Origin of the sequence: Psychrobacter nivimaris, assembly GCF_009812035.1 — a bacterium.
Taxonomy (GTDB): Bacteria; Pseudomonadota; Gammaproteobacteria; order Pseudomonadales; family Moraxellaceae; genus Psychrobacter; species Psychrobacter nivimaris.
In genome coordinates, this window is record NZ_VZIZ01000021.1 from 17881 (window position 1) to 42570 (window position 24690).

Genomic DNA, 24690 nt, shown 5'->3' on the forward strand with positions numbered 1-24690 from the left:
GACTAAAACCATGGCAATTTTGGTATATGCAGAACATGACAATGCCAGTCTAAAAAAGGCAACTTTAAACACGATCGCTGCTGCTAAACAAATGGGTGATGATATCCATGTATTGGTTGCTGGTAGTGGTAGCCAAGCTGTTGCTGATGAAGCGGCAAAAGCAGAAGGCGTGACTAAAGTACTATTGGCTGACAACGCTGCTTATGAGCATCAATTGGCAGGTAACGTGGCACTATTGGTTGCTGATATCGCTGGTGATTACAGCCATATCCTAGCGGCTGCGACCACGACTGGTAAAAACTTTATGCCACGCGTTGCTGCATTACTTGACGTCAGCATGTTGTCTGAAATCTCAGGTGTAGTAGATGCGCAAACGTTTGAGCGTCCTATCTACGCAGGTAATGCAACGGCAACAGTAAAAACAACAGAAGACAAAGTGGTACTAACAGTACGTACTACTGCGTTTGACCCAGTGGCAAGCGAAGGCGGTTCAGCGACTGTTGAAACTATCGACAATGTACAAGAAACTGGCAAAGCTAGCTTTGTGAACGAAGAAATGGCTAAGTCTGATCGTCCAGAATTGACGTCAGCTGGTATTGTTGTTTCTGGTGGTCGTGCATTGGCAAACGGTGAAAACTTCACCAAGTACATTGAGCCATTGGCCGATAAGCTAGGCGCTGCTGTTGGTGCATCACGTGCCGCTGTTGACGCCGGATATGTACCAAACGATATGCAGGTCGGTCAAACGGGTAAAATCGTTGCACCGCAGCTATATATCGCAGCTGGCATCTCAGGCGCGATTCAGCATTTGGCTGGTATGAAAGATTCTAAAGTCATCGTTGCTATCAACAATGACCCAGAAGCACCTATCGCTAGCGTTGCTGATTACTTCTTAGAAGCCGATTTGTTCGAAGCATTGCCTGAGCTAACTAGCAAGGTTTAATATATAGTCACAGAACTACTAAACGGCTACGGCGTTACCCTCCTTAGATTTACTACTTGTATAATCTGTAGTCGGCTGCCTTGTATCCGTTTTAGACTTCTTTGACTATATCAGTAGTAGACGTATAATAAAAAACCCACTATCAATTGGTAGTGGGTTTTTTTATGCTTGATAGATAGGGTTTTGATAGTAGTTATAAATGCAGGCTAAGAGTATTGTCTTTGGCGTAAGGTCTCATATAGACATAAAGACCCTGCAATCGCTACATTTAAGCTCTCTTGACCATTTGGCTGCGGTAATGCTATCGGCGTGGCACATTGCATTAGCTCGTCGCTAACGCCTTGACCTTCATGCCCCATAACCCAAGCCACAGGCGCAGATAAGTCGTGCTCGTAGATGATAGTGTCTGTATGTGAGCTAGTCGCCAAAAGCGGCACTTGTACGTGATCCAAAATATCTTGCGTACTCAAGCCTTCATAAATAGTCAGTGCAAACTGTGCACCCATACCTGCTCGTAGCGTCTTAGGAGACCACGCTTGAGCGGTCGCACTGGTACATAGAATATTGCGGATACCGACGGCTGCTGCTGTACGTAGCAGCGTACCAACATTTCCGCTATCCTGCACGTCGTTCAAGATTAAGCAGTCCTCATCGATCATCGATAGGCTAGGCGTTGGCACTTTGATCACTGCCATGATATCGATGCCAGTACCTAAGCTACGAATACTCTCATAAAGTGCGTCTGACAAAGTAAGAATAGGCGTACAAGTGGGCAGGCGAGTCAATACCTGCTGAACTTCAGGGTGACTACGCGCTGACTCAGACAGTAGTATTTGGGCGAAAGGATAATCACTACGCAGCCCAGCATCTATCAAATGGACGCCTTCTATGACTGTCTGACCGTTCTTTTTACGCTGGCGTGCTTGGGACAACAGTGCTTTTACAAGCTTCACTGTTGTGTTCTTATCTGAGGTAATCAGCTCGGTGGGATTTAATACCATAGTGGATCGCTTAGAGAAGAGTAAAGGAGTCGTTTAGATAACCAGTAAAATGTCTATTATTGATTTAGCATTCTGCTGGCTGTTCTTAACAGGCGTGCAAATCAATTATTTTTCAGAATAATTGACGTGTAAATCTTTCACGTAATTGACTTCGTTTTTGCTACCGAGCACCACAGGAACACGCTGATGGATATCAGTCGGTTCGATATCTAAGATACGATTGACAGCATCTGTCGCACCGCCACCCGCGCGCTCAATCAATAAGCTCATTGGGTTGGCTTCATACATCAAGCGTAATTTACCCGCTTTATGAGCATATTTGGTATCAAACGGATAAGTGAACAGACCACCGCGGCATAAGATGCGATGGACGTCACCAACCATGGCGGCTACCCAGCGTGTATTAAAATCACGTCCACGTACCCCAGTCTCGCCAGCGATTAACTCATCAATGTACTGTTGCATCGGTGCACGCCAGTAACGATAATTTGAGCTATTGATAGCATATTCGCTCGTATCGGCATCGATTTGAACATTGTCTTCTATCAGTACATAGTCAGATGTCTCTGGGTCTAGGCTAAACATCACAACTTTATCAGCGATGGTTAGCGCTAGGACAGTAGAGGTACCATATAGTAGATAACCGGCTACTAGCTGTTTGTTACCTGCCTGTAGATAGTCGCTGTTTTCACTGGTTTGACCTTGGCGATCATACGGTAAGATAGAAAAAATCGTGCCCACTGCCATATTGATGTCGATATTTGATGAACCATCTAATGGGTCAAATAGTACCAATAGGCTACCATCATCATTAGCAGGAGTCGCGTCATCGAGCTCTTCTGAAGCGACGCCAGCACAATGTGCATTTTTTGCCAATGCATCTAGTAGTAGGTCATTGGCCAATACGTCTAATTTTTTCTGATCTTCGCCTTGGACGTTTTGATTACCCGCTTCGCCCAAGATGTCTGCTAAAGCGCCTTTTCTGAGCAGTTGTGAAATTGTCTTACCGACATCAGTGACAGTGGTAATCACGTCATTGAGTGCAGGGCTAGTGGCATATTGGTTTAGATAGTCTGCTAAGGTCGTCATAAGGCTTCCTAATAAATGGTATGGAAAGTAAAAGAACGGATAGGTGTCAAAGTAAAGAAGTAGGTGGCATTTAGCACACCTGAAATAGGTAAATTCTTAAATAGCTAATACGGCATCTTTGTCCCGACCACAAAATCGGCTACACTATATCTATTGTTATTCATTTATAGTTTCGTCAGAATTATTCTCTATGAGAATACAGCATGTCTACTCACGCTTTCTAATTGTCTGCTGAGGCTATTTTTTGGTCGAATTTGATTACGGTAAATTGTAGCAAATAAGCGTCAAAATGTCCTTTGTATCTATGCCTATCAGTGATAAATGATCGAACAAAGATGAATAAGTGATTACTATAGACTCATATAAACCCACAATAAAGACTCGCCATTATGTCAAATTCTATCGATAGTAGCGCTACACAACCAGTCTCACCGACTGATTATGCAAAATTTGATCCCAGTACGATTCATCAAAGGCTCAATACCTCATTGAGTCGTCCGCAGCTCAACACCGATGGCAGTATCCGGCATTTCTTAGGTGTTGAAGGTCTTAATAAAGCACAGCTCAAAGCTATTATCGCAAAAGCAGAGACTTTCTTTGATGAAAATGGACAGCTCATCAATCGTCCTGAGTTAGACGGTTATACGGTCATGAATTTGTTCTTTGAACCATCGACACGTACGCGGACGACTTTCGAGGTCGCAGAAAAACGCTTGGGTGCCAATGTACTCAATATCGATATCGAACGTTCTAGTACCAAAAAAGGCGAGAGTCTGCGCGATACGCTGTGGAATCTACAGGCAATGACTGCGGATATTTTTGTGGTTCGACATTCAGCATCAGGTGCCGCGCATTTTATGGCGACAGAAGTGACGCCTGATATCGCAATTATCAATGGCGGTGATGGCTGGCATGCGCATCCTACTCAAGGAATGCTCGACATGTTGACCATTCACCGTGAAGCGTCGCGCCCATTTGAAGAGCTATCTATCGCAATCGTTGGTGATATTAAGCACTCACGCGTCGCCCGTTCTGATATCAGTGCACTGCAAACACTAGGTGTGACAGATATCCGTGTTTGTGCGCCGCGCACTTTACTGCCCAAAGGTATTGAGCGTTTTGGCGTGCAAGTATATGAAAACATGGATGAGTGTGTCACTGATTGTGATGTGATTATGGGATTAAGAATACAAAATGAGCGTATCGGTTCGCCGCTCTTGGCATCATCAAGTGAATACTATAAGCATTATGGGATCACGCCAGAGCGAGTAGCGCTCGCTAAACCTGATGCATTGGTGATGCATCCGGGGCCGATGAATCGTGGTGTTGAGATTGCCTCTAGTGTAGCTGATGGCGCACAATCCGTTATCTTAAAGCAGGTAAATAACGGTATCGCCATTCGTATGGCGGTCTTGTCGCTTGCGATGGAAGGTCAGCGTGCTCATCAAGCGGCTGGCAAGTAACCGTCTATCGCGCGACTTGTTCTCATTTATTTTATTTTATTGATACGGTAATAACGTTATGTCTACCATGCTTAATACTGATGTACCCATCCTTAATCATTTACCAAAAGCATTTAAAGATGCATTGCCACAAACTGCAATAGAAAAACTGTCTACACTCGAATCTGGCCGTGAAACGTGGTTGCTACCACCACTAGTAGATCTATGCGCACGCTTGCGTGAGCCAGGCCAGCAGCAACACGGCACGCTAAAATCAGAAGGCAGCGCAGCTCGTGGTAATGGATTTTTGCATGTAGTCACACCTCCTGATACCAATCCTATTTTAGAAAATGGTTCACTTTTAAAGGGCTTGCGTGAGCGCGCCTTAAGTGATGGCGGGATTTACTTGCATATTTTGGGTGCATTGACCACAGGGTTAGAGGGCGAGCGACCCTCTAACATCGCAGGGCTTAAAAAGGGCGGCTGTATCGCAGTATCTAATGCGCGTAGACCTTTTCGTAATGATTTAGTATTGCTACGCACACTAGAATACGCGGCGACTTTTGGTATGAAAGTATTCTTTTATCCTGATGAGCCAAGTCTGTCTGGAGATGGCGTGGCACATGAGGGCTATATTGCTTCTTATCATGGTCTGCAAGGGATTCCTTGGATTGCGGAAACTGTTGCGTTGTCTACGCAGCTACTGATGGTTGAAGAGACCGGAATCGCTGCTCATTTTAGCCAGTTATCATGTAAGTCTTCCATTGAGCTTATGCGCTGGGCAAAAGATAAAGGCTTGCCTGTTACGTGTGATGTTGCGATGCATCAGCTGTATTTAACTGATGACAATCTTGAAGGCTTTAATGCTCAGGCATATGTGTTACCACCACTGCGTAGTAACACGGACCAGCAGGCAATCCGCCGTGGGTTAAAGGATGGCACTATCGATGCCATCTGTAGTCATCACGAGCCACTGAATAGTACGGCCAAAAAAGCACCGTTTGCTGAGAGTACGCCAGGTATCTCAAACTTTGATACGTTTATGGCGCTGGCTTGTCAGCTGGTAAATGATGAGGTGTTAACACTCTCGCAACTGGTAGACAAAATCTGCCTAAATCCTGCAAAAATCGCAGGTATTAGCGAGCAGTATGAAGCTATCGGCGGTGCAGTATTAGTCGATCCTAACCTTGAGTGGCAAGTAACCGCGCAATCGATGCTATCGAGTGGTAAAAATACGCCGTTTTTCAATCAGCAGTTGCAAGGACGTGTTGTGGAGACATTCTTTGGCTAATTTGCCCCGACAGGATAACCGTCTGCCGCCATCCTCGAAGGATAAAGGGGTTACCATGAATGGTCAGCAAGAAAAATCGCGCAGTACGGCGAGTGAGTCTATCAAAGCGGTGGCCATTTATGAGGTAGTCAAAGGTGTTGGTGCGTTACTAGGAGCAGGGGCATTATGGTGGTGGCATACCAATCTTGAGCATTGGCTGACGACCGCAACGGTTACTTGGCAGCGCAGCTTCGGCCATATGCTTGCCCCGCAAATCGATAGTGCCGTACGTATTGCTCAGCAGGCAAGTAAAAACTGGCCGATGTTTTTATTATTGATATTTGCATATGCCAGTTTGCGTTTCCTCGAAGCCTATGGCTTATGGCATGACAAAACATGGGCGTATTGGTTCGGAGTGTTAGGCTATGGGGTGTTTATTCCTATAGAAATCTACTATCTGATCGTTAGCCCGTTTGACTGGTTTAAGCTTGGAATATTGGTTTCTAATCTGCTCATTATTATTGTGGTTTATCGCAATATGAAACGAAAGGGCTTGATATAACGTTTAAATTTAAGTTAAAAAATCCAGCATAAGACAAGTATCTTATGCTGGATTTTTTGTGCCTGCTATATTTTTAGTCTATACGTCTACTGTTTTTTCATCCGTACGAATGCTTTTAGCGACTTTACCGACGCTTAGACCTTGTACCAAAATGGAGAATATCACTACTGCATAAGTGAGTGCCAATAGAATCTCTCGTTCAGCCCCGATCGGTAGCTGTAATACTAACGCGACTGAAATACCACCGCGTAAGCCGCCCCATGTCAGAACTTTCCATGCGCCTGTAGGCAAATCAAGCTGACGATGAAAGGTTTTGGTCGTCATGCCTACCACGATAAATCGAGCAATCAGCGCAATCAAAATCGTCAAACCACTAGCAATAAATAAATTGCCTGAATAAGCAATCATCACCACTTCTAGACCGATGAGCACAAACAAAATGGCATTTAAAATCTCATCAATCAATTCCCAGAACAAATCAATATAGTGCCGTGTCTTATCACTCATGGCTAGCTCGCGACCACGATTACCAACCATTAGACCCATCATGACCATGGCGAGTGGCCCTGATAAATGCCAATGACTGGCCAGCGCGTAGCCACCAATGACACCTGCTAATGTCAATAGCACCTCTTCTTGATAGCTATCAATGCTTTTGAGCAAGTAGTACAAAATCGCACCAAGTACCAGTCCGAAAACAACGCCACCACCAGCTTCAACCGCTAATGTATGTGCGACATAGTTGGCAGTAGGAATATCGCCGCTAGATAAAATCCCTAGCAATAAAACGAAGATGACTACGCCGATCCCATCATTGAACAATGACTCGCCAGCGATGACAGTCTCGATACTCTTTGGAGCGCCTGCTGACGACAAAATACCCATCACAGCAATGGGATCGGTAGGGGAGATAAGCGCCCCAAATAACAGGCACCAGAGAAACGGCAGGCCGAAACCAAACAACGGCAACATAAAATAAATCGCAGTCGCAATGAGCATCGCCGATATGATCGTACCAAGTCCAGCAAGGATGCCGATAGGTAACTTGTAGCGTCTTAAGTCACCAATATTGACGTGTAATGCGCCTGCGAATAGCAACATCGATAGCATACCGTCTAAGAGCACTTCGGTAAAATCAAGTTGCTCCAATAAACTGACTTCGTAATCAATTAGCTGATCAAACCCTAAGAAGCCTAAAAATATCGCACCGATTGACAGTAAGATAGAGATGACCATGACACCGATAGTGGTCGGCAAACCAATAAAACGGTGATTAATATAAGTTAATGAAGCGGTAATCGACAAAAATATGGCGCTGATTTCTAGGATGGTGAGGCTGGTTGCAGATGCCATAAAAAGTAGGTCTCATATAAATATAAAAAGTATCCAAAGCGCAGGGCTTATAGGGACGTTATAAGTGTTGCTAGCTATAGGTGTTGTGCTTATAAGTAATGTGTTTATAAAGGCTAATATTGCCATCTATTTAAACAGTTAATTGGTCATATCATTAACTAGACTGTGTCTGTAACGCTTGACGAATATCGGCTTCAAACTCACTCACGTAATTAAAATGCTTGTGCTGAGCATCATTATCAAGGATAAATTGTTTGGCTTGTTCGCACATAGCGACCAAGTCATCGACCAGCTCTTGGTAATTTAAATTCTCTTCACCAGCTCGCTGAATCAGATGCAATTCATGTAATAGCGTTTGCTGCTGCGCGCTGTTTACCCGTGCATAGTTCAGATTGACCATTGCCTGACATAGTGCTTTTAAGACCATTAGGTCAGCAGCTGCATAACGACGTATCTCACCAAGTGATACATTGATAAAATCAGAAATCTTTGGGATATGAGTGACTAGTGCCAATATGGCCAGTCGCTTCTGTTTGATAGTATTTTCAGAGCTATCGTTAGTCTCTGATTGCGGTATGTGAAAATGATAAGGGCTTGGTGGCTGACGCCGCATCATGATACTCAGACAGCTGGTTAGAGACTGGACGCAATTGACCGCAGTCTTTGGATCATTGATACCAGGGGATAGTGCGCGTACAGCAATTTCCGTCATTTGACCTAAGCTATAGGCGATGTCGTTGGAGTGCGCCAATCGTTGCTCAAGTCGCAGGCAACCTGCCAGACGTTGCCAAAACAGTCCATCAGGCGCTCGCGGTATCACTGCCAGATGCGGGGTTGCTGTCTTCTGTTGGTTGTTTGGATGAGATTCAGGTCGCTGATAAAAGTAGCCAATGACGTTTTTGTCAGTGACGTAATTACCGAGGTTGACATGCATCTGTACCACGCCACCATAATCCTGTGACAGCGCAATCAATGACTCAAGATAAATCTGCTGTAAATAACCTGAATTTGGTGAATAAATCGGCATAGCAGGCCAGTTTTGGAACTGCTCGATATCATGGTGCTCAGCATCGCGTTGATGTTGAATATCACATCGATCGTTATACCAATAGTAAATGTTTGCAATCGCATCGTTGCTAGCATTTTGAATGACGTGTGACGCTTGAATGGCATGTACCATATGCTGTACAAAATAAACCAAGAGCAGCGCACAGATAATTGCCATGATAATGGCAAAAGTCACTGCCAATTGCGGCACACCAAAAGCCACGTCAGACTTATGGATAGACTTCAATACCAGTAAGCTATAGCTAAATGTACCGATAAAAGCGCCAAGTACAAACTGATTTGGTGTGTCGGTCAAAAAGTTACGTAGCAGCCTTGGACCAAACTGTGAGGATGCCATCGACAGGACGGCGATTGTAATCGAAAATGTCGTACCGGCCACGCCCAGTACCGCACCAGCGATGGCGGTCATAATCGCGCGCGCTGCCTCGTCATCACCAGTAAAAGCAAAGGAGATCTCTTTTACCGTTTCACGATCAAAATGCTGATCAATTGCGACTAGCAAAGGAGCAAGTAAAATACCGACAATGACACAAGCGGTTGGAATAAACCAATAGGAGCCAATCAGCCATTGCCACAAATTATTTAGGCGATCAGGTAAGTCAGTCAGCGTTTGTATTGACCACAACTTAGTGAACTGCTTAAGCCTGTTTTGAGCTGCATTGATCGTACGTGTCCAGATGCTGTCTCCATCATTTTTATTCACTGTGATGAGCCTTAGGGTTATCTGCTTCTGTAATAATAGCGTTCTTGTGCACACGTCTGGTCATATCTGTCTCAGTATGACTCTCACTAGTCCCTAAAGGTATGATGGCTTCATTGTCGTGATCGTCATATTCAATATCACTGTCTTTGTCATAAGCCATCGGCTCTAGATGCGGTGAGGCTTCGAGATTTGAATTATTACCGTTGTAAGCACTCTCACCATGTCTATCTAGATTATCATGTCGTTGTACGTTTTCAGTGGCGGCAGAGGTTTTTCTAAATAGTTTACGGTTATCGCTATGCTTGCTAGTAGACTGTTTACGCGGTTCGCTATTGGCAAAGATAGCATTTAGCGGCAGATGCAGTTGCTGTTTGGCGTACGCTTCAGTATTCTCAAAACGTTTTACCAGTAAACTTAGCCAAGGCTTTTGACCTTCCAATTTCATCTCATCCAACTCGTCCTTGATAGGAAGTGGATAGGGCAAGGTACGATAAAAGTCCCATAACGTCATCCTACTCAGGTTTCTTTTGAGTACATAGTCGTCATCATCTGTCATGGTAATCAGATTGCTGTCTTGTAGGTAGTTGATATAGGTATACCATTTTGGCAGCTCTTTGCGACCTAAGACATTACGCAGTGCTTGCTCGCTAACAGCTTCACCTTTTAAGTGGTGGGTATAAACCAAATTCAACATGTCTAACAAGCTGAGTAACGGGTGACGAGGGTAGACTTCTTCTGTCTCAAAAATCGTCAAGGTATAACTGATCTCAACGCCTAATAAAATCAAATTCCACGACAGATAAATCCATAGTAGAAAAATAGGCAAGGCAGCAAAAGCGCCGTAAATCGCTTCATAGCTAGTAAAGTTAGCCATCACTGTACCAAACAGATGCTTCATTAATTCAAAGACAATGGCCACGAACACGCCAGCGATGGCTGCATTTTTTGCTGGTACGCGCGCCTTTGGAATAAACCAGTACATACCGATAAAGCCCGCCATCGTAATACCAATCGATGCCATTTGTACCCAAAAGCTCCAGTCGATACCGTAGCCTGCAATTTGACGATTGAGAAAGCTCAGACTCTGTACAGTACTTGAAGCGATAAAAGCGGTACCCAATACTAACGGTCCTAGGGTAACGATAGTCCAATAACGCAGCATGCTTTTGATGCCACCAGAGCGATCTTCTACTCGCCAAATCTGGTTAAACGCGCGCTCGATAGTGGTTAAGGTCATGATAGTCGTAAAGAATAAAATCATGGCACCGATAATGGTTAGATTGGAGGATTTTTCGGCGAAGTCATTGATATACTCACTGACTTGCATGCTCGATTGCGGCAACAGATTGCTATAAATGACGTCATAAATCTGCGCTCTAACTGATGCGAGTGCTGGTACAGATGATAAAATCATCAGTAATACCGTTAATACCGGTACGATCGACAGCATAGTGGTGTACGTCAGTGAAGCTGCCTTTTGCTGGCAATTATCTTCAAAAAAATGCCGAGTCAAAAACCGTAAGAACTGAAACCAGCGCTGCTGTAAAAACGGGAGTTTTTGAGATAATTTTTCCATGTCGACCATTAAGCAAAAGTAAGAGTGACAATAGTGTAACAAAGATGAACGGTTATCATCTGCGGTTTAATTGTGTCAAAATGCACTACCTAGCACATCAGATACAATATAAGTCAGGTTATCAATCATGGTTATTTGCATGACAGTGAATGACTCGGGCATAATGTGCACATATTCTACAATGCCAGTTAGTCATATATTTCGCCGCATTTTTGGTGGCCAGTATGGCTAACGATTTTATAAGGAAGCTTTGCTAATGAGTCAGACCGACCCTTATGTTTTGGTGCTTTATTATTCTAATTACGGTACGACTAAGACATTAGCATATGCTATCGCTCAAGGTATTGAGGATGCTGGAATGACCGCGCGTATCCGTACGGTACCGACAGTGGCACCTGAAACCACGTCAAGTAAGCCTGCGATACCTGATGAGGGTGACTTGTACTGTACGATGGATGATCTAAAAGACTGTAGTGGTCTTGCGCTTGGTAGCCCAACCCACTTTGGTAATATGGCCGCACCCATGAAGTATTTTTGGGATAATACCGTGACCCTATGGCTGGCAGGGAACCTACAAAACAAACCAGCCTCAGTGTTTACGGCGACAGGTTCCATGCATGGTGGCCAAGAAACAACATTGTTGACGATGATGTTGCCGTTGATGCACCATGGTATGGTCATCGTAGGGGTGCCTTATGCAGAGCCAGCATTGAACCGCACTCATCGCGGTGGCACGCCTTATGGTGCCAGTCATGTCAGCGGAGCATCGCATGATCAGCCAGTATCTGCTGATGAGCGAGATTTGGGTATTGCGCAGGGTCGCCGTTTAGCGATTACTGCGGCTGCATTAGCACAGGCTAATTGGAACCGATAAGTAACTTTTATAAACCTGCGGTCTAGAAGCGTCTGAGTCTCAAAGTCTATGATTCAATGCTTATAACCACTCGGTTATAACCAAGTGGTTATAATAAAGAGCTACTTCAGCAGTATATTATTCATTTAGGAAATCAAAATATCTAATGGCTACAACCCGCTCTAATACAAAGCCTCTTAAAACGGTTAAGCCTATCGCACCTATTGCACAGCGCTTAAAGGTTACGTGGTTAATTTGGCTCGTTTATAGACTGCTCGGATTGCCTATCTTTATCAGTATCTTTAATCCTAGTAGCCCTGATATCATTGGCGGTATTGCTTGGCAGGCGTTATGGCTAGTGCCAGCGTTGATTCTGACGCCATGGATATTGCGCGGTCGTTCACCTTATGCATTGTTGATAAGCAGTATGTTCACTCTGGTATATTTGGGCGCGAGTGGCGTGGTGCTGTTTACCCGTATATATGGCAGTAGCTGGGCGGAAATCGCCGTATACTTAGCGGATTTCTTACTATTGCTTGCTATCAATGTTTGGCTATTTATTTTGCTTAAACGCCTGCCTTCGATGAACAATGTTGTGAAGAAACCTCGTCAATAATTGAGTTTACCTGAAGCCTAATAAGTTATACCTATCAATCTAAAACCATAAAAAAGCGGCGCCCCATCTGGGGCGCCGCTTTCTTGTTTACAACTTTCAAGATAAGTAGATTAGTTAATCTTAGTTAATTCCAAATCCATTTTCTTACCATCGTTAATTTGACTAACTTTAACTGGCATATAGTCCAAGCTTGGGGCTAACCAAAAACTGGTAGAGCGGCTATCATCATCGTGGACGCGGTCAACACGTACCGTATCAAAGGTACCCGCTGGTACGGTAATCTTAGTGCTGCCTGATTTTTTAAATGGCGTCTTCTCGATTTTGTCTTTTTTTGCCATGTAGTAGTTACCAGAGAATTTACCGTTTAATAAATCTTGGCGAATCTGTACCTCAAGGCTCAAGTCATCAAAGGCTTGTTGCGACATATTCATAGTCGTCGACTTGCCCTTATAGTTACTGGTGACTTTTTTACTGCTTGGGTTAAAGTCTAGTTTATGCGTGCGACCCATGCCAAGTAGTTTGTAGGTGGTGCTTGCCTGCGTGGGACTGACGTTGTTGCCATTAATCGTAAAAGTGCTGTTTTGCGAAGCACTTGCCACACCAGCGACGCGAGCCTTAACGTTATATTTCCACGTATTACCAGATTTGCTTAGCGTACGAGTTGCTGTGCCTTTGTACTTGTCCTCAACGGTAAAACTATAATCGGCAGTTGATGGTTGGACGGTTTTTGCGCTAGCAAGGGTAGGTGCGGTCATACTCAAAGCTCCAACGGTAGAGATACTGATGCCTGTCACCAAGGCAGATAAAAATTTAGATGGACTGCGTTTTGCGTTATTAGCATTATCAATATTGCCGCTTGATGACTTCTTGTGCATTGATGAAAAACTCATAGATACCCCTTCATTAATTTATTGCTGATATAGCAATTTTTTCGTTCGTTCTTATTATGTTTACCAGACCTATAATGGTCATACGCTGTTACATTTTCAAGCGTGATGTCATACCGCTTCGTGTAGTGCGTGTAGCAAATGTTTCTATAGTTAATTTGGTATTGGTCAAAATATAAATTCAGCTCGTCAATATCTTTAAATATTCCTACTTCTTGTCCTTTGTCTAACTAGCATACTGACTCTATTAAACGTGATGCATCGATACGAGCTGTTGATTGATGAATTTTTGCAAAATAATCTTGTAAATTTTTGGGCTTTACACTTGAACCGAACTCACCTTGCCCCCACTTTTTGTTACAAGCTCAAGGCTTATCTATAAAGCGTTGTTTTTGGCAGTGTTCCCTATAGATACTGGTTTTGAGACCATTAATTCAAATAAACCCTTAATTTTATTAACCAACTTTTGGAGTCATATCGATGAACATTCGTCCTTTACATGACCGTATTGTCGTCCGCCGCATAGAAGAAGAAACAAAGACTGCTGGTGGTATCTTGCTTCCTGGTTCAGCACAAGAGAAACCTTCACAAGGTGAAGTGCTTGCAGTTGGTAATGGTCAAGTTCGTGACAATGGTGAAACTCGTGCGTTAGATGTAAAAGCTGGCGACAAAGTTTTGTTCGGTCAATATGCTGGTCAAACCGTAAAGGTTGACGGTGAAGAACTATTGATTATGAAAGAGTCTGATGTATTGGGTGTGCTAGAAGGCTAGTCCTTTTGAGTATTATTTTATACTCAGCACATTTTGATAGCAGTTTCTGATAATCGCTTTTGATAAGCAACTATCAAATCAATCAATTGTATTCTCATACTTATAATAGTGGAGTAATTTAACATGGCAAAAGACGTAAAATTCGGCATTGATGCCCGTAAACAAATGATGGACGGCGTAAACGTTCTAGCAAATGCAGTACGTGTAACACTAGGCCCTAAAGGTCGTAACGTTGTTATCGACAAATCATTTGGCGCACCTACCATCACTAAAGATGGTGTTTCAGTTGCCAAAGAAATCGAGCTAGAAAACAAATTTGAAAACATGGGTGCACAGCTGGTACGTGAAGTAGCTAGTCGCACAAACGACGTGGCTGGTGATGGTACAACAACTGCGACGGTATTGGCTCAGTCAATCTTGCAAGAAGGCATGAAGTCAGTGGCTGCTGGCATGAACCCAATGGATCTTAAGCGCGGTATTGATAAAGCAGTACGTGCTGCAGTTCAAGAAATCCATAACCTATCAACGCCAGCTGATGACGAAAAAGCCATTGCGCAAGTTGGTTCTATCTCTGCTAACTCAGACACCAAAATCGGTGAGCTGATCTCGCAAGCGATGCAAAAAGTTGGTAAGCAAGGCGTTATTACCGTTGAAGAAGGTTCAAGCTTTGAAGATACCCTAGAAGTTGTCGAAGGTATGCAGTTTGACCGTGGTTATATCAGCCCGTACTTTGCAAACAAGCAAGACAGCTTGACTGCTGAGTTTGAAAACCCATACATCTTATTGGTTGACAAAAAAATCAGTAACATTCGTGAAATCGTGCCATTACTTGAGCAAGTTATGCAGCAGAGCAAGCCATTGCTTATCATTGCTGAAGACGTAGAAAACGAAGCGCTGGCAACTCTAGTTGTAAACAACATGCGCGGCGGCCTAAAAACTTGTGCGGTTAAAGCACCAGGGTTTGGTGATCGTCGTAAAGCCATGCTAGAAGACATCGCAACGCTAACTGGCGGTACCGTAATCTCTGAAGAGATTGGCCTAAGCTTAGAGACTGCGACGCTTGAGCAATTGGGTACGGCTAAGAAAGTCACCGTTGGTAAAGAAAACACCGTAATCGTTGATGGCGCTGGTAACAAAGCTGACATTGAAAACCGTGTTGAATCTATCAATCGTCAGATCGCTGAATCTACTTCTGACTACGACAAAGAAAAGCTACAAGAGCGCGTTGCAAAACTAGCAGGCGGCGTAGCAGTTATCAAAGTCGGTGCAGCAACTGAAACCGAAATGAAAGAGAAGAAAGACCGTGTTGATGATGCGCTACATGCGACTCGTGCAGCGGTTGAAGAAGGCGTTGTACCTGGTGGCGGTGTTGCGTTAGTTCGTGCGATGAACGCACTATCTGAGCTAAAAGGCGACAACGATGATCAAGACGCAGGTATCAACATCCTACGTCGTGCGATGGAAGCACCACTACGTCAAATCGTCACCAACGCTGGTGAAGAAGCCTCAGTGGTAGTGAATGCAGTAAAAAATGGTACTGGTAACTACGGCTACAATGCTGCCTCTGGCGAATATGGTGATATGCTTGAAATGGGTATCCTTGATCCAGCAAAAGTGTCTCGCTCAGCACTAGAGAATGCTGCATCTGTTGCTGGTCTCATGCTAACTACTGAAGCCATGATTACTGATTTACCGCAGAAAGATGATGGTATGGCTGGCATGGGCGGTGCTGGTGGAATGGGCGGTATGGGTGGAATGGGCGGCATGATGTAATTGATGCCTCGACTGAATTTGTACGACGTTGTTAACCTCGTTCGATGTACTATCAGTACAGTCTTTACTCGGTTTCCTAGTCGTACTGCTTCAGTCAACCCATAAAGCGTTTTTCACTACAAATATAACTACCGTAGTAAAAGTGTTTTAATTACCAAAATCCCTGTTATCGAAAGATAGCAGGGCTTTTTTATGCTCGATAATAAAGTTGTGTAAGAATTCAAATTAACCAGCTATTTATACTTATCTTAATAGACTTAACGTATATGAAGGCAGTGCTCGAGATTGCTCATCAGTATTAAAAGTCTCACACAAAAATAGGTAAAGTTGTCTTATTGATGACCTTTCTCACTGATAAATGAGTGTGTATGTCTTTTACGCTAGCAAGCTTGTGCAGCTTACGGGTGAACCGCTCATAACCATCGAGATTGGGGCTGACTACTTCTAACAAATAATCGTAAGAACCTGACACCACATGTCCATTGATGACCTCGTCCATATTGGATAGGGCATTCTCAAAGGTTGCAATAGATTCTTCTTGGTGGCTGTTGAGACTGACCTCCACAAAGAAACTCATCATAATGCCCGCTTTGGCTTTATTGATGTTCGCTTGATAGTTCTCTATATAACCCTCATCTTCCAAACGTTTTAGGCGCCGCGCGCAAGGAGAAGGCGACAGCCCTATACGGTTAGCCAGTTCTGCCGTAGATAAGCGCGCTTCTTTTTGAAGCACTTCCAAGATATGACGGTCGATTTTGTCCATAATTTACCTTTTGGCTTTTTAAGCCAATAATTTTTATTTAATTAGCATTATCCACCAAATATTCGCAAAATTGCAATGAATGAATAGAGATAAAAGCGCGTATTTTAATCGATAATTGGTCTTTGTATAGCAGCATAAGACACGACTATGAATACGATATTCCACTCCTCATCGCGCAAAAATCCTTTGTTTGTAATGTCGCCACTAACCAAAGGCTATGTGGCAATGAGCGTTGTCTTATTTATTTGGTCAGGCTTTGCGTTGACTGTGCGAGCGGTTGGAGCATCGTCGCTAAGTATTGCGGATGTCATGCTCATTCGCTTTAGTGTGCCGCTGGTCTTGTTGACTCCTTGGGTACTCTCTAGTTGGCATGAAGTCAAAAGTATAAGACTGCCAGATATCATGTTCGTTTTACTTGGTGGCGTGCCTTTTCTTCTGTTAGCTGCTTTTGGCGCAAGTACAGTGCCAGCAGCTTACGTTGGTACTATTTTGACAGGTACGCCAGTCTTCTTTGCCGCATTATTGTCTTTTATTTTTTATCGTCAGCGAATATCATTGAGGAAATTTGCCGCATTAATCCTTATTCTCTTTGGTATCGCGACTATGATTGGCGGGCATGCGCAGTCAATACCTAATAGTCTTCTGTACGGTGTGGGGTTACTGTTGATGGCAAGCCTGATTTGGGCGGGTTATACCTTAGGGTTAAAAAGCACCAAGTTGAGTCCAATAGCTATCGCTATCGTGCTCTCTTATACCTCATTCTTTCTGACATTGATGATGGTTCTGTCTGGTATTGTAGAGACCAATATAGGTTCTGTATCTTTTGATGAAGCGCTTCCGTTTATCCTAGTACAAGGACTTGGTGTAGGGGTAGTATCAACCATTGCGTTTTCTTATGCAGTCAAACAACTGGGCTCCATTCGTACCTTATTACTCGGCTCTTTGTCCCCAGGATTAACCGCTATACTGGCCACGCTGATACTCAATGAGTCTCTATCAGTTATTATGATATGCGGCATCGTACTCAGTACCATTGGTGTCATCTTGTCCAATCGAGCGAAATAAACTAATTAAGGAAGTATCATGATGTTAAACAATATGCCTATCATCAATGGTGATCCACTGTGGGCATTGTTAGGTAGGTTTCGCGCTGACCAGCGTAAACATAAAATAGATCTATTGGTTGGTGTCTATCGGGATGAGTATGGCAATACGCCTGTGATGAAAACCGTGCAAGACGCAGAGATACATCTTGCTCATGAAGCTCATTCAAAAGCTTATGGCATGCTATCGGGTAACGCTAATTTTAACCAGCAAATGGCAAAATTTGTACTGGGTGACAGTCCAAGTCTAAAAGACCAGTGCACGATTCAGACGGTTGGGGCATCAGGTGCATTACGACTCATTGCTGATTTGATCGCCACGCTCTCTCCAGATTCAACCGTTTGGATCAGCGACCCTGGCTATATCAATCATCGTCCGCTGATGGAAGGTGCTGGGTTAACGGTTAATACATATCCATGGCAAAATAAAAATGGACAGTTAGATATTGATGCGTGTTTTGCTGCGTTAGAAAAAGCAAAAGAAGGAGACTGTAACTATCCCCTAAACTAACACAGCTCAAACGTAGAATTTCTTATAAAATACCCATAAGGAGTTTTGATATGAGCAAACGAATGACTGAGACCCAAATCGTATCGATATTAAAAGAAGCAGAAGCTGGGATACCTGCTAAAGAGCTGTGCCGTAAATACGGGGTAGCTAGCTCGACATTTTACAAATGGAAGTCTAAATACGGCGGTATGGAAGCCTCTGATGTCAAGCGACTAAAAGAGCTTGAAGAAGAAAACCGTAGGCTTAAACAGATGTATGCTGATTTAAGCCTTAAAGCGCAAATGCAGGAAGAGATCATAAAAAAGCTATAGCGCCTGTACCCGAGCGCAAAGTCTGGGCGCAAGAATTGCAGGCGCAGTATGGTGTTAGTATTGCATTGAGCTGTCAGGTGGTCTGTATGAGTCGAACCGCTTACTACTATAAGCCTAAGCTATCTGATGATAGTGAGATTATTGATGTCTTAAATGAGCTAACAGATAAGCACAATCGTTGGGGCTTCCCAAAGTGTTTTAAGCGTATACGCAAGCTTGGCTATTCATGGAATCATAAGCGAGTACACCGTGTTTATACAGCGTTAAACTTAAACCTACGCCGTAAGTCTAAAAGACGGCTACCAGCACGTAACCCCCAGCCGTTAAGTGTGCCAGACGCATTGGGTCATACTTGGTCTATGGACTTTATGAGCGATAAGCTGCATAACAATATTCGCTTTCGAACCTTTAATGTGATTGATGATTACAACCGTGAAGTATTAGGCATTGATATTGGTACCAGTATGCCTTCACTCCGAGTAATTCGCTACCTTGACCAGCTAGCTGAGTGGCATGGTTACCCTAAGCAAATAAGGGTAGATAACGGCAGTGAGTTTACATCCAGCGTATTCACTGATTGGGCATCAGCTCATGGTGTCTATGTTGACTATATTGAGCCTGGCTGTCCTTATCAGAACGCTTACATTGAAAGGTTTAATCGCAGTTATCGCAATGAGGTTTTGGATTGTTATTTATTCAATGATTTAAATGAAGTCAGTCAACTGACTGAGGAATGGATCACGGTTTATAACACCGAAAGACCCCATGATTCACTTAATGATATGACACCTGCCGAGTACAGACAGGTGGCTTAATTATTCTACGATGATGTTGTGTTAAGAATGGGGTATTTACACCCTCAACTGGCTGACGCTATCATATCGATTGTTTCACGTTAGAGAATAATTCTTATCGCTCAGTGCAATGGTTTTATCCATTAATCGCAACAGCAAGAAGGACACGACTATTTATACTTTATATTGGGATAAGGGTGGCGCTAACATGGCCACCCATGCTGTCTTTGAAGAGTTAGGCGTTTCTTATGAAATGATAGAAATAGACCTGTCTAAAAACATGCAAAAATCAACTGAGTATCTAGCCATTAATCCAAATGGCAAGGTACCTACGTTAGTGCATCAGGGACAGGTTATTTATGAGTCTGCGGCAATTTTAATGTATGTGTTAGATCAGCACCCAGAGTCTGGGCTAGCACCTGACACAGGATCTCCTAGGCGCGGTGTTTATTACCAATATTTATTTTGGATGTCTTCTTCACTGCAAGAAGCTGCTAATCGTTGGGCTCATCCCGAGCAGTACATCAGCGGCGAGCACAATTTGCAGCAAGTGAAAGATAAAGCGAATGATGTACTAAGCCACTGCTGGGATATTATTGAAAAGGAGTTGGCGAATAATGGTCCATGGTTGTTAGGCGATAAATTAAGTGGAGCTGATTTTCATTTATTTATGATTGCTCACTGGAGTCAGCGATATGCGAGTCGAGCACAAGACTGGACACACCTAAATACACACTATCAAACCATGCTAAACCGTGCCTCGGTACAAGAAATGATGGCACAAGAAGGATTGTTGTAATCTGTTCATATGTTCAACTAAAAGATATTAAATGACTGGACTAGAAGCACTGAATACAATGCTTCTAGTGACTTCTAGCGATTGTAGTAAATATAGTTTTTATATCAAGCTACTGATCCGCCGCATCTCGTCTAAACGTCCAAGTCTTATTATCAGACGCGTCTTCACAATAGTAATAGCCTGCCAAATCAAACTGCTTTAGCTGCTCAGCATTGGTCAGCTTATTATCAGCAGCATATTTCACCATCAAACCACGGGCTTTTTTGGCATAAAAGCTAATCACTTTGTATTGACTGTTTTTCTCGTCTTCAAATCGTGGCGTAATGATATCTGCCTTCAGTGCTTTTTTCTTTACCGCCTTAAAGTATTCATTAGAAGCCAAATTAACCAATGTTTTGTCATCGCTGTCAGCCATACGCGCATTGATAACATTAGTGACTTCCTCGCCCCAAAACTCATAAAGATTGTCACCGCGCTCATTTTTCAGCTTGGTGCCCATCTCTAAACGATAAGGCTGGATCAGATCGAGCGGCTTTAGTACTCCATACAATCCAGACAAAATGCCTAAGTGCTCATTGATATAAGTAGCGGTATCTTTGTCCATATGATACATATCAAGCCCAGTATAGACATCACCATCGAATAAATAGCCTGCAGGCTTGGCGGCATTATCAGAGTCATCATTATTAAACGGTTGCTCTTCGCTCCAATGCCATTGTTGATTGCGCGTAGCATTAAGCTGAGCCAAATCGTCAGATATACTCATCAATTCTTGTAGGTCAACGGGCTCTTTTGACTTCAGTACTTTCATCAATTCTTGTGAGCGCTCGATTAGCTCGGGCTGGCTATAGTAGTTGCCTAAATTTAGTGGTATAGCGTCTGTTTCGTTCAGGGATTTTGCAGGGGAGAGCAAAAAATACATGGTTATTCCTTATTATAATGAATCGATGACGGGTTTTTTCGAGTGTCAAGTATTCTTATTATACGGTATGCATGGGTGGAACTTGACTTCACCTTGCTTATTTTATGTTTATTGACGTTATATTTTTAATAAAAAAACAGATTTAGGGTTAGAGAATAAATGGAGGTAGGCCTGTATCTATAAGGGCTAAGCGTTTTTTGGAAAAATAAAAGGCTTTAATATACCAACAAAAAGTATGCCAATGGTGTAAATACCTAAATTTTTATTTTACTTGTGGGTCATCATTAGACAATGAAACTTGACGAACGATATCTCTATAATAAAAAGGCATGATGGTAAAGTAGCTATCATTTATTAAATTGATAACCTTTGGTCGCTGTAATGGATTAATCATGATCAATGGGTTTTGTCCCCTGTGCTTTTTAGATGTGCGTTGAGGGTATTAAAGGTAGTCGTGAGACGTAAATATAGTCATTGGACGTAAGTAAGGAGACGGTATGAAAATCGGTGTAATCAGTGCAGATATCACGAGCGAGAGCCGTGTAGCCATAACCCCAGACGCAGTAAAAAAATTGCGTAAACTTGGGTTTGAAGTCGTCATTCAGTCAGGTGCAGGCCAAGCAGCATACTATGCTGATGAGTTGTATCAGGCTGCGGGTGCCGACATTGCCAGTAGTCGCACCGAGGTGATCACCCAGTCTAAGATTATTACCACCGTCAATGACCTACCAGCGGAAGCCACTGAAAGCTTATCGTCTGGTCAGATCGTCATTGGCATGCTTGACCCGTATCGCAACACTCAGCTTGACACTTATGCAGCCAAAGGTGCGACAGTCTTTGCGATGGAGTTATTGCCTCGCACCCTGTCACGCGCACAAAATATGGATGTATTGTCATCACAAGCCAACCTTGCTGGTTATAAAGCCGTATTGCTCGCGGCCAATGAGTATTCACGTCCTTTCCCGATGTTTATGACTTCAGCGGGTACGGTTAAGCCAGCCAAAGTCGTTATCCTAGGTGTTGGTGTTGCAGGTCTACAAGCCATCGCAACCGCCAAGCGTTTGGGCGCTGTGGTAGAAGCCAGTGACTTACGTCCGACCGCTCGCGAGCAAGTAGAGTCACTCGGTGGTAAGTGGCTAGATGTGCCGATGAGTGCAGAGGAAGCTGAAACAGCCAAGTCTACCGGTGGTTATGCGTGGACACCATCCGAGCAGTATGTCAAAGATCAAGCGGCAGTCGTGGACAAAGCCTTGAGCAATGCGGATATCGTCATTACTACTGCACAAATTCCTGGTCGTAATGCTCCGCGCTTGGTACATGGCGCAACACTTGCCAAAATGAAGGCAGGTTCTGTACTGATCGATATGGCTGCTGGTACCGGTGGTAACGTCGAAGGCAGTGTGCCTAACGAAACCATTACCACAGACAACGGCGTACGTATCGTTGGTGCCGCCAATATTCCATCTATGCTAGCCGCACAGTCTTCAGATTTGTATGCCAATAACCTTGTTAACTTTATTACGACATTGATTGCACCTGCTGGTGATGACGCATCAGCTAGCTTGGCACTTAACGTAGACATGGAAGACGAGATTCAGGGCGCACTGGCAGTGACACATGACAGTCAGGTACGACTAGCCAAACGCTAGTTTGAACAGTCTATTACCACATACTTTGTCACTACACATTTGCCAGTAATGAATAAATTTTTAGGAGGATTAGATGATTGCCACTATTTTAGCTGCAGCGCCAGCCGGTGCGGCCATGAGTAGCACACCATTTGTAGCGATTTTCACTGTATTTGTGCTCGCTATTTTTGTTGGATACTACGTGGTTTGGGGCGTTACGCCTGCATTGCATACGCCATTGATGGCAGTAACCAACGCTTTATCAAGTATCGTCATCGTGGGTGCGATGCTACAGACCGTCACGATTGATGGTTCAATGTTTACACCGACCAGCTTGCTTGGTGCCTTTGCAGTATTTTTAGCCAGTATCAATATTTTTGGTGGCTTTGCTGTGACCGAGCGTATGCTTGCAATGTTTAAACCGAAAGTAAAAAAAGCACCAGTAGCAACCACTGATGCCGGAGGTGACGCATGAACGATTTCTCAGCAATGATTGCGGAAAATGCAGATTGGTTCTACCTAGTCGGCGCTATCCTCTTTGTTTTAACTTTGCGTGGTTTATCTAGCCCAAAGACAGCGATTCGTGGTAACCGTTTTGGTATGGCAGCGATGGCGATTGCCGTTGTGACAACCTTCTTTTTAGCAGAAGGCCCTGTGCTTTGGTTGATTATCGGGGCGATGGTTTTAGGTGCCCTCGTTGGTATGTGGAAAGCGAAAACAGTCGCAATGACCCAGATGCCAGAAACGGTTGCTTTAATGCATTCATTCGTCGGTTTGGCAGCGGTTGCGATTGCACTTGCGACGGTATTACACACTGAACAGCAGCATGGCGCCGTTGCTCGCATCGAGCTATTTATCGGTTGCTTCATCGGTGCAATTACATTCTCAGCCTCGGTCTTTGCCTTTGGTAAATTGGCCGCGAAAAGCTGGGCGAAAACATTGGTTGGCGGCTGGGTAAAACCGGTTCAGGCGCTACTATTCATTGCAATGATTGGGTTCGGTGGCATCTATTTCGTCACTGACTCACTACCAGCATTTTATGCGATGGCAGTGATTGCAGTTATCTTCGGTTGGATGTGGATTGCGCCAATTGGCGGCGGTGATATGCCAGTAGTTGTATCACTATTGAACTCATTCTCAGGTTGGGCAGCAGCAGGTATTGGTTTTACCCTTGGCAACTCGATGCTGATTATCGCAGGTTCGCTGGTCGGTTCATCAGGTGCGATCTTGTCTTACATCATGTGTAAAGCCATGAACCGCTCACTACTTAATGTCTTGTTTGGTGGCATGGGCACGTCAGCTGTGGCAGCAGGCGGCGATGATGGGGCACCGAAGAATTACAAAGCAGGCTCAGCAGAAGACGCAGGGTTCCTGATGTCTAATGCCAGTAGCGTGGTCATCGTACCAGGTTACGGTATGGCGCAAGGCCGTGCACAGAATGCAGTAAAAGAGCTATATGAGTTGTTAAAAGAAGAAGGTGTTAACGTTCGCTTTGCTATCCATCCAGTTGCGGGTCGTATGCCAGGTCATATGAACGTCCTATTGGCTGAAGCTGATGTCCCTTATGATGACATTTTAGAGATGGACGAGATTAACTCAGACTTTGCAAGTACAGATGTGGTATTAGTTATCGGTGCAAACGACGTTGTGAATCCATCTGCGAAAGATGATCCTACTTCGCCAATCTTTGGTATGCCGATTCTAGAAGTCAGCAAAGCCCAGACGGTCATGGTCATCAAGCGTTCAATGAGTACCGGTTATGCAGGTCTGGATAATAGCTTGTTCTACATGGACAAAACGATGATGATCTTTGGCGATGCTAAGAAAATGGTAGAAGAGATGGTACGTACTATCAATGGTGGTGGTCATTAATCTCTAAGCTATGTTTTTAACTATGATTATTTGCAGATAAGTTTTTAGATAAAGAAAGTCACTGAGGTGGCTTTTTTTGC

23 protein-coding genes are annotated in these 24690 nt (G+C 43.8%); 15 read left to right on the top strand and 8 right to left on the bottom strand.

The genetic code is table 11. The features are described from left to right. Positions 1–10: 10 nt before the first annotated feature. Positions 11–943, top strand: coding sequence for an electron transfer flavoprotein subunit alpha/FixB family protein (locus tag FQV37_RS09405; protein WP_057758839.1), 933 nt, complete (start codon positions 11–13; stop codon positions 941–943). Between the two features lie 206 nt (positions 944–1149). On the opposite strand, the gene FQV37_RS09410 is transcribed toward FQV37_RS09405, so the two are convergent. Continuing rightward, on the bottom strand, positions 1150–1944 hold the full coding sequence (locus FQV37_RS09410; protein ID WP_160022592.1) for a TrmH family RNA methyltransferase: 795 nt from the start codon (positions 1942–1944) through the stop codon (positions 1150–1152). Between the two features lie 105 nt (positions 1945–2049). Next, positions 2050–3033 carry a class 1 fructose-bisphosphatase gene (locus FQV37_RS09415; protein WP_160022594.1) on the bottom strand — a complete coding sequence of 328 codons (984 nt, stop codon included), beginning with the start codon at positions 3031–3033 and terminating at the stop codon, positions 2050–2052. A 389-nt stretch (positions 3034–3422) separates the two neighbouring features. Between FQV37_RS09415 and FQV37_RS09420 the strand changes: the two genes are divergently transcribed. The 3 genes from FQV37_RS09420 to FQV37_RS09430 are packed head-to-tail and all read left to right on the top strand — an operon-like array spanning position 3423 to position 6307. Beyond that, positions 3423–4496 (top strand): aspartate carbamoyltransferase catalytic subunit, encoded by a 1074-nt coding sequence (locus tag FQV37_RS09420; RefSeq protein ID WP_160022596.1) that lies wholly within the window; start codon positions 3423–3425, stop codon positions 4494–4496. A gap of 58 nt (positions 4497–4554) precedes the next feature. After that, positions 4555–5766 (top strand): dihydroorotase, encoded by a 1212-nt coding sequence (locus FQV37_RS09425; protein WP_240991000.1) that lies wholly within the window; start codon positions 4555–4557, stop codon positions 5764–5766. A 55-nt stretch (positions 5767–5821) separates the two neighbouring features. Beyond that, entirely contained in the window at positions 5822–6307 is a 486-nt protein-coding gene (locus FQV37_RS09430) for a DUF2127 domain-containing protein (RefSeq protein ID WP_379544943.1), read from the top strand. 78 nt (positions 6308–6385) lie between these two features. On the opposite strand, the gene FQV37_RS09435 is transcribed toward FQV37_RS09430, so the two are convergent. From FQV37_RS09435 to FQV37_RS09445, 3 genes are all read right to left on the bottom strand, one after another. Then, the gene (locus FQV37_RS09435; RefSeq protein WP_160022600.1) at positions 6386–7660 is read right to left on the bottom strand and encodes a cation:proton antiporter; all 1275 of its coding nucleotides are present in this window, start codon (positions 7658–7660) and stop codon (positions 6386–6388) included. Positions 7661–7814: 154 nt separating this feature from the next. After that, complete coding sequence (locus FQV37_RS09440; RefSeq protein WP_160022602.1) at positions 7815–9431, bottom strand: DUF2254 domain-containing protein; 1617 nt, start codon at positions 9429–9431, stop codon at positions 7815–7817. Then, positions 9424–11007 carry a YihY/virulence factor BrkB family protein gene (locus FQV37_RS09445; protein WP_160022604.1) on the bottom strand — a complete coding sequence of 528 codons (1584 nt, stop codon included), beginning with the start codon at positions 11005–11007 and terminating at the stop codon, positions 9424–9426. The genes FQV37_RS09440 and FQV37_RS09445 overlap by 8 nt, the downstream gene beginning before the upstream one ends. A gap of 256 nt (positions 11008–11263) precedes the next feature. On the opposite strand from FQV37_RS09445, the gene wrbA reads away from it, so the two are divergent. Both wrbA and FQV37_RS09455 read left to right on the top strand, forming a co-directional pair. Continuing rightward, a complete protein-coding gene (gene wrbA, locus FQV37_RS09450) occupies positions 11264–11881 on the top strand; it encodes an NAD(P)H:quinone oxidoreductase (protein WP_160022606.1) in 618 nt (205 codons plus the stop codon). A 145-nt stretch (positions 11882–12026) separates the two neighbouring features. Next, a complete protein-coding gene (locus FQV37_RS09455; protein WP_160022608.1) occupies positions 12027–12476 on the top strand; it encodes a hypothetical protein in 450 nt (149 codons plus the stop codon). 110 nt (positions 12477–12586) lie between these two features. Here the strand turns inward: FQV37_RS09455 and FQV37_RS09460 are convergent, their stop codons facing one another. Beyond that, positions 12587–13366 carry a DUF3108 domain-containing protein gene (locus FQV37_RS09460; RefSeq protein WP_160022610.1) on the bottom strand — a complete coding sequence of 260 codons (780 nt, stop codon included), beginning with the start codon at positions 13364–13366 and terminating at the stop codon, positions 12587–12589. 477 nt (positions 13367–13843) lie between these two features. On the opposite strand from FQV37_RS09460, the gene groES reads away from it, so the two are divergent. Beyond that, positions 13844–14134, top strand: coding sequence for a co-chaperone GroES (gene groES, locus FQV37_RS09465; protein ID WP_057758860.1), 291 nt, complete (start codon positions 13844–13846; stop codon positions 14132–14134). 123 nt (positions 14135–14257) lie between these two features. Continuing rightward, the gene (gene groL / locus FQV37_RS09470; RefSeq protein WP_160022612.1) at positions 14258–15907 is read left to right on the top strand and encodes a chaperonin GroEL; all 1650 of its coding nucleotides are present in this window, start codon (positions 14258–14260) and stop codon (positions 15905–15907) included. A gap of 307 nt (positions 15908–16214) precedes the next feature. On the opposite strand, the gene FQV37_RS09475 is transcribed toward groL, so the two are convergent. Continuing rightward, positions 16215–16670, bottom strand: a complete 456-nt coding sequence (locus FQV37_RS09475; protein WP_160022614.1) for an Lrp/AsnC family transcriptional regulator — start codon at positions 16668–16670, stop codon at positions 16215–16217. A 147-nt stretch (positions 16671–16817) separates the two neighbouring features. Between FQV37_RS09475 and FQV37_RS09480 the strand changes: the two genes are divergently transcribed. The 4 genes from FQV37_RS09480 (at position 16818) to FQV37_RS09495 (ending at position 20188) form a co-directional block, all read left to right on the top strand. Next, complete coding sequence (locus FQV37_RS09480; protein ID WP_240991001.1) at positions 16818–17735, top strand: DMT family transporter; 918 nt, start codon at positions 16818–16820, stop codon at positions 17733–17735. An 18-nt stretch (positions 17736–17753) separates the two neighbouring features. Next, positions 17754–18284: an aminotransferase class I/II-fold pyridoxal phosphate-dependent enzyme gene (locus FQV37_RS09485; RefSeq protein ID WP_160022616.1), complete on the top strand. Its 531-nt coding sequence runs from the start codon at positions 17754–17756 to the stop codon at positions 18282–18284. Positions 18285–18334: 50 nt separating this feature from the next. Further along, positions 18335–19410, top strand: a protein-coding gene (locus FQV37_RS09490) for an IS3 family transposase (RefSeq protein WP_420877002.1) whose coding sequence is annotated in 2 segments (ribosomal slippage) — positions 18335–18581 and positions 18581–19410 — 1077 coding nt in all. Because the reading frame shifts where the segments join, the coding sequence is not laid out codon by codon here. Positions 19411–19519: 109 nt separating this feature from the next. Then, positions 19520–20188, top strand: coding sequence for a glutathione S-transferase family protein (locus FQV37_RS09495; protein WP_160022618.1), 669 nt, complete (start codon positions 19520–19522; stop codon positions 20186–20188). A 109-nt stretch (positions 20189–20297) separates the two neighbouring features. Here the strand turns inward: FQV37_RS09495 and yaaA are convergent, their stop codons facing one another. Then, entirely contained in the window at positions 20298–21110 is an 813-nt protein-coding gene (gene yaaA, locus FQV37_RS09500; protein ID WP_160022620.1) for a peroxide stress protein YaaA, read from the bottom strand. A 497-nt stretch (positions 21111–21607) separates the two neighbouring features. On the opposite strand from yaaA, the gene FQV37_RS09505 reads away from it, so the two are divergent. The 3 genes from FQV37_RS09505 to FQV37_RS09515 all read left to right on the top strand — a co-directional run bounded on the left by FQV37_RS09505 (position 21608) and on the right by FQV37_RS09515 (position 24610). Next, complete coding sequence (locus tag FQV37_RS09505) at positions 21608–22759, top strand: Re/Si-specific NAD(P)(+) transhydrogenase subunit alpha (RefSeq protein ID WP_160022622.1); 1152 nt, start codon at positions 21608–21610, stop codon at positions 22757–22759. A 115-nt stretch (positions 22760–22874) separates the two neighbouring features. Then, complete coding sequence (locus tag FQV37_RS09510) at positions 22875–23213, top strand: proton-translocating transhydrogenase family protein (protein ID WP_197707696.1); 339 nt, start codon at positions 22875–22877, stop codon at positions 23211–23213. Then, entirely contained in the window at positions 23210–24610 is a 1401-nt protein-coding gene (locus FQV37_RS09515; RefSeq protein ID WP_160022624.1) for an NAD(P)(+) transhydrogenase (Re/Si-specific) subunit beta, read from the top strand. Before FQV37_RS09510 ends, FQV37_RS09515 begins: the two co-directional genes overlap by 4 nt. The last annotated feature ends 80 nt before the right edge of the window (positions 24611–24690 follow it).

Bases quoted from the DNA above. Each gene is read 5' to 3' on its own strand.
- FQV37_RS09410 (WP_160022592.1), bottom strand. From the start codon at position 1,944: ATGGTATTAAATCCCACCGAGCTGATTACCTCAGATAAGAACACAACA.
- groL (WP_160022612.1), top strand. From the start codon at position 14,258: ATGGCAAAAGACGTAAAATTCGGCATTGATGCCCGTAAACAAATGATG.
- groES (WP_057758860.1), top strand. From the start codon at position 13,844: ATGAACATTCGTCCTTTACATGACCGTATTGTCGTCCGCCGCATAGAA.
- FQV37_RS09485 (WP_160022616.1), top strand. From the start codon at position 17,754: ATGATGTTAAACAATATGCCTATCATCAATGGTGATCCACTGTGGGCA.
- FQV37_RS09445 (WP_160022604.1), bottom strand. From the start codon at position 11,007: ATGGAAAAATTATCTCAAAAACTCCCGTTTTTACAGCAGCGCTGGTTT.
- FQV37_RS09515 (WP_160022624.1), top strand. From the start codon at position 23,210: ATGAACGATTTCTCAGCAATGATTGCGGAAAATGCAGATTGGTTCTAC.
- FQV37_RS09495 (WP_160022618.1), top strand. From the start codon at position 19,520: ATGGTTTTATCCATTAATCGCAACAGCAAGAAGGACACGACTATTTAT.
- wrbA (WP_160022606.1), top strand. From the start codon at position 11,264: ATGAGTCAGACCGACCCTTATGTTTTGGTGCTTTATTATTCTAATTAC.
- FQV37_RS09455 (WP_160022608.1), top strand. From the start codon at position 12,027: ATGGCTACAACCCGCTCTAATACAAAGCCTCTTAAAACGGTTAAGCCT.
- FQV37_RS09510 (WP_197707696.1), top strand. From the start codon at position 22,875: ATGAGTAGCACACCATTTGTAGCGATTTTCACTGTATTTGTGCTCGCT.
- FQV37_RS09405 (WP_057758839.1), top strand. From the start codon at position 11: ATGGCAATTTTGGTATATGCAGAACATGACAATGCCAGTCTAAAAAAG.
- FQV37_RS09415 (WP_160022594.1), bottom strand. From the start codon at position 3,033: ATGACGACCTTAGCAGACTATCTAAACCAATATGCCACTAGCCCTGCA.
- FQV37_RS09460 (WP_160022610.1), bottom strand. From the start codon at position 13,366: ATGAGTTTTTCATCAATGCACAAGAAGTCATCAAGCGGCAATATTGAT.
- yaaA (WP_160022620.1), bottom strand. From the start codon at position 21,110: ATGTATTTTTTGCTCTCCCCTGCAAAATCCCTGAACGAAACAGACGCT.
- FQV37_RS09430 (WP_379544943.1), top strand. From the start codon at position 5,822: ATGAATGGTCAGCAAGAAAAATCGCGCAGTACGGCGAGTGAGTCTATC.
- FQV37_RS09480 (WP_240991001.1), top strand. From the start codon at position 16,818: ATGAATACGATATTCCACTCCTCATCGCGCAAAAATCCTTTGTTTGTA.
- FQV37_RS09425 (WP_240991000.1), top strand. From the start codon at position 4,555: ATGTCTACCATGCTTAATACTGATGTACCCATCCTTAATCATTTACCA.
- FQV37_RS09505 (WP_160022622.1), top strand. From the start codon at position 21,608: ATGAAAATCGGTGTAATCAGTGCAGATATCACGAGCGAGAGCCGTGTA.
- FQV37_RS09420 (WP_160022596.1), top strand. From the start codon at position 3,423: ATGTCAAATTCTATCGATAGTAGCGCTACACAACCAGTCTCACCGACT.
- FQV37_RS09475 (WP_160022614.1), bottom strand. From the start codon at position 16,670: ATGGACAAAATCGACCGTCATATCTTGGAAGTGCTTCAAAAAGAAGCG.
- FQV37_RS09435 (WP_160022600.1), bottom strand. From the start codon at position 7,660: ATGGCATCTGCAACCAGCCTCACCATCCTAGAAATCAGCGCCATATTT.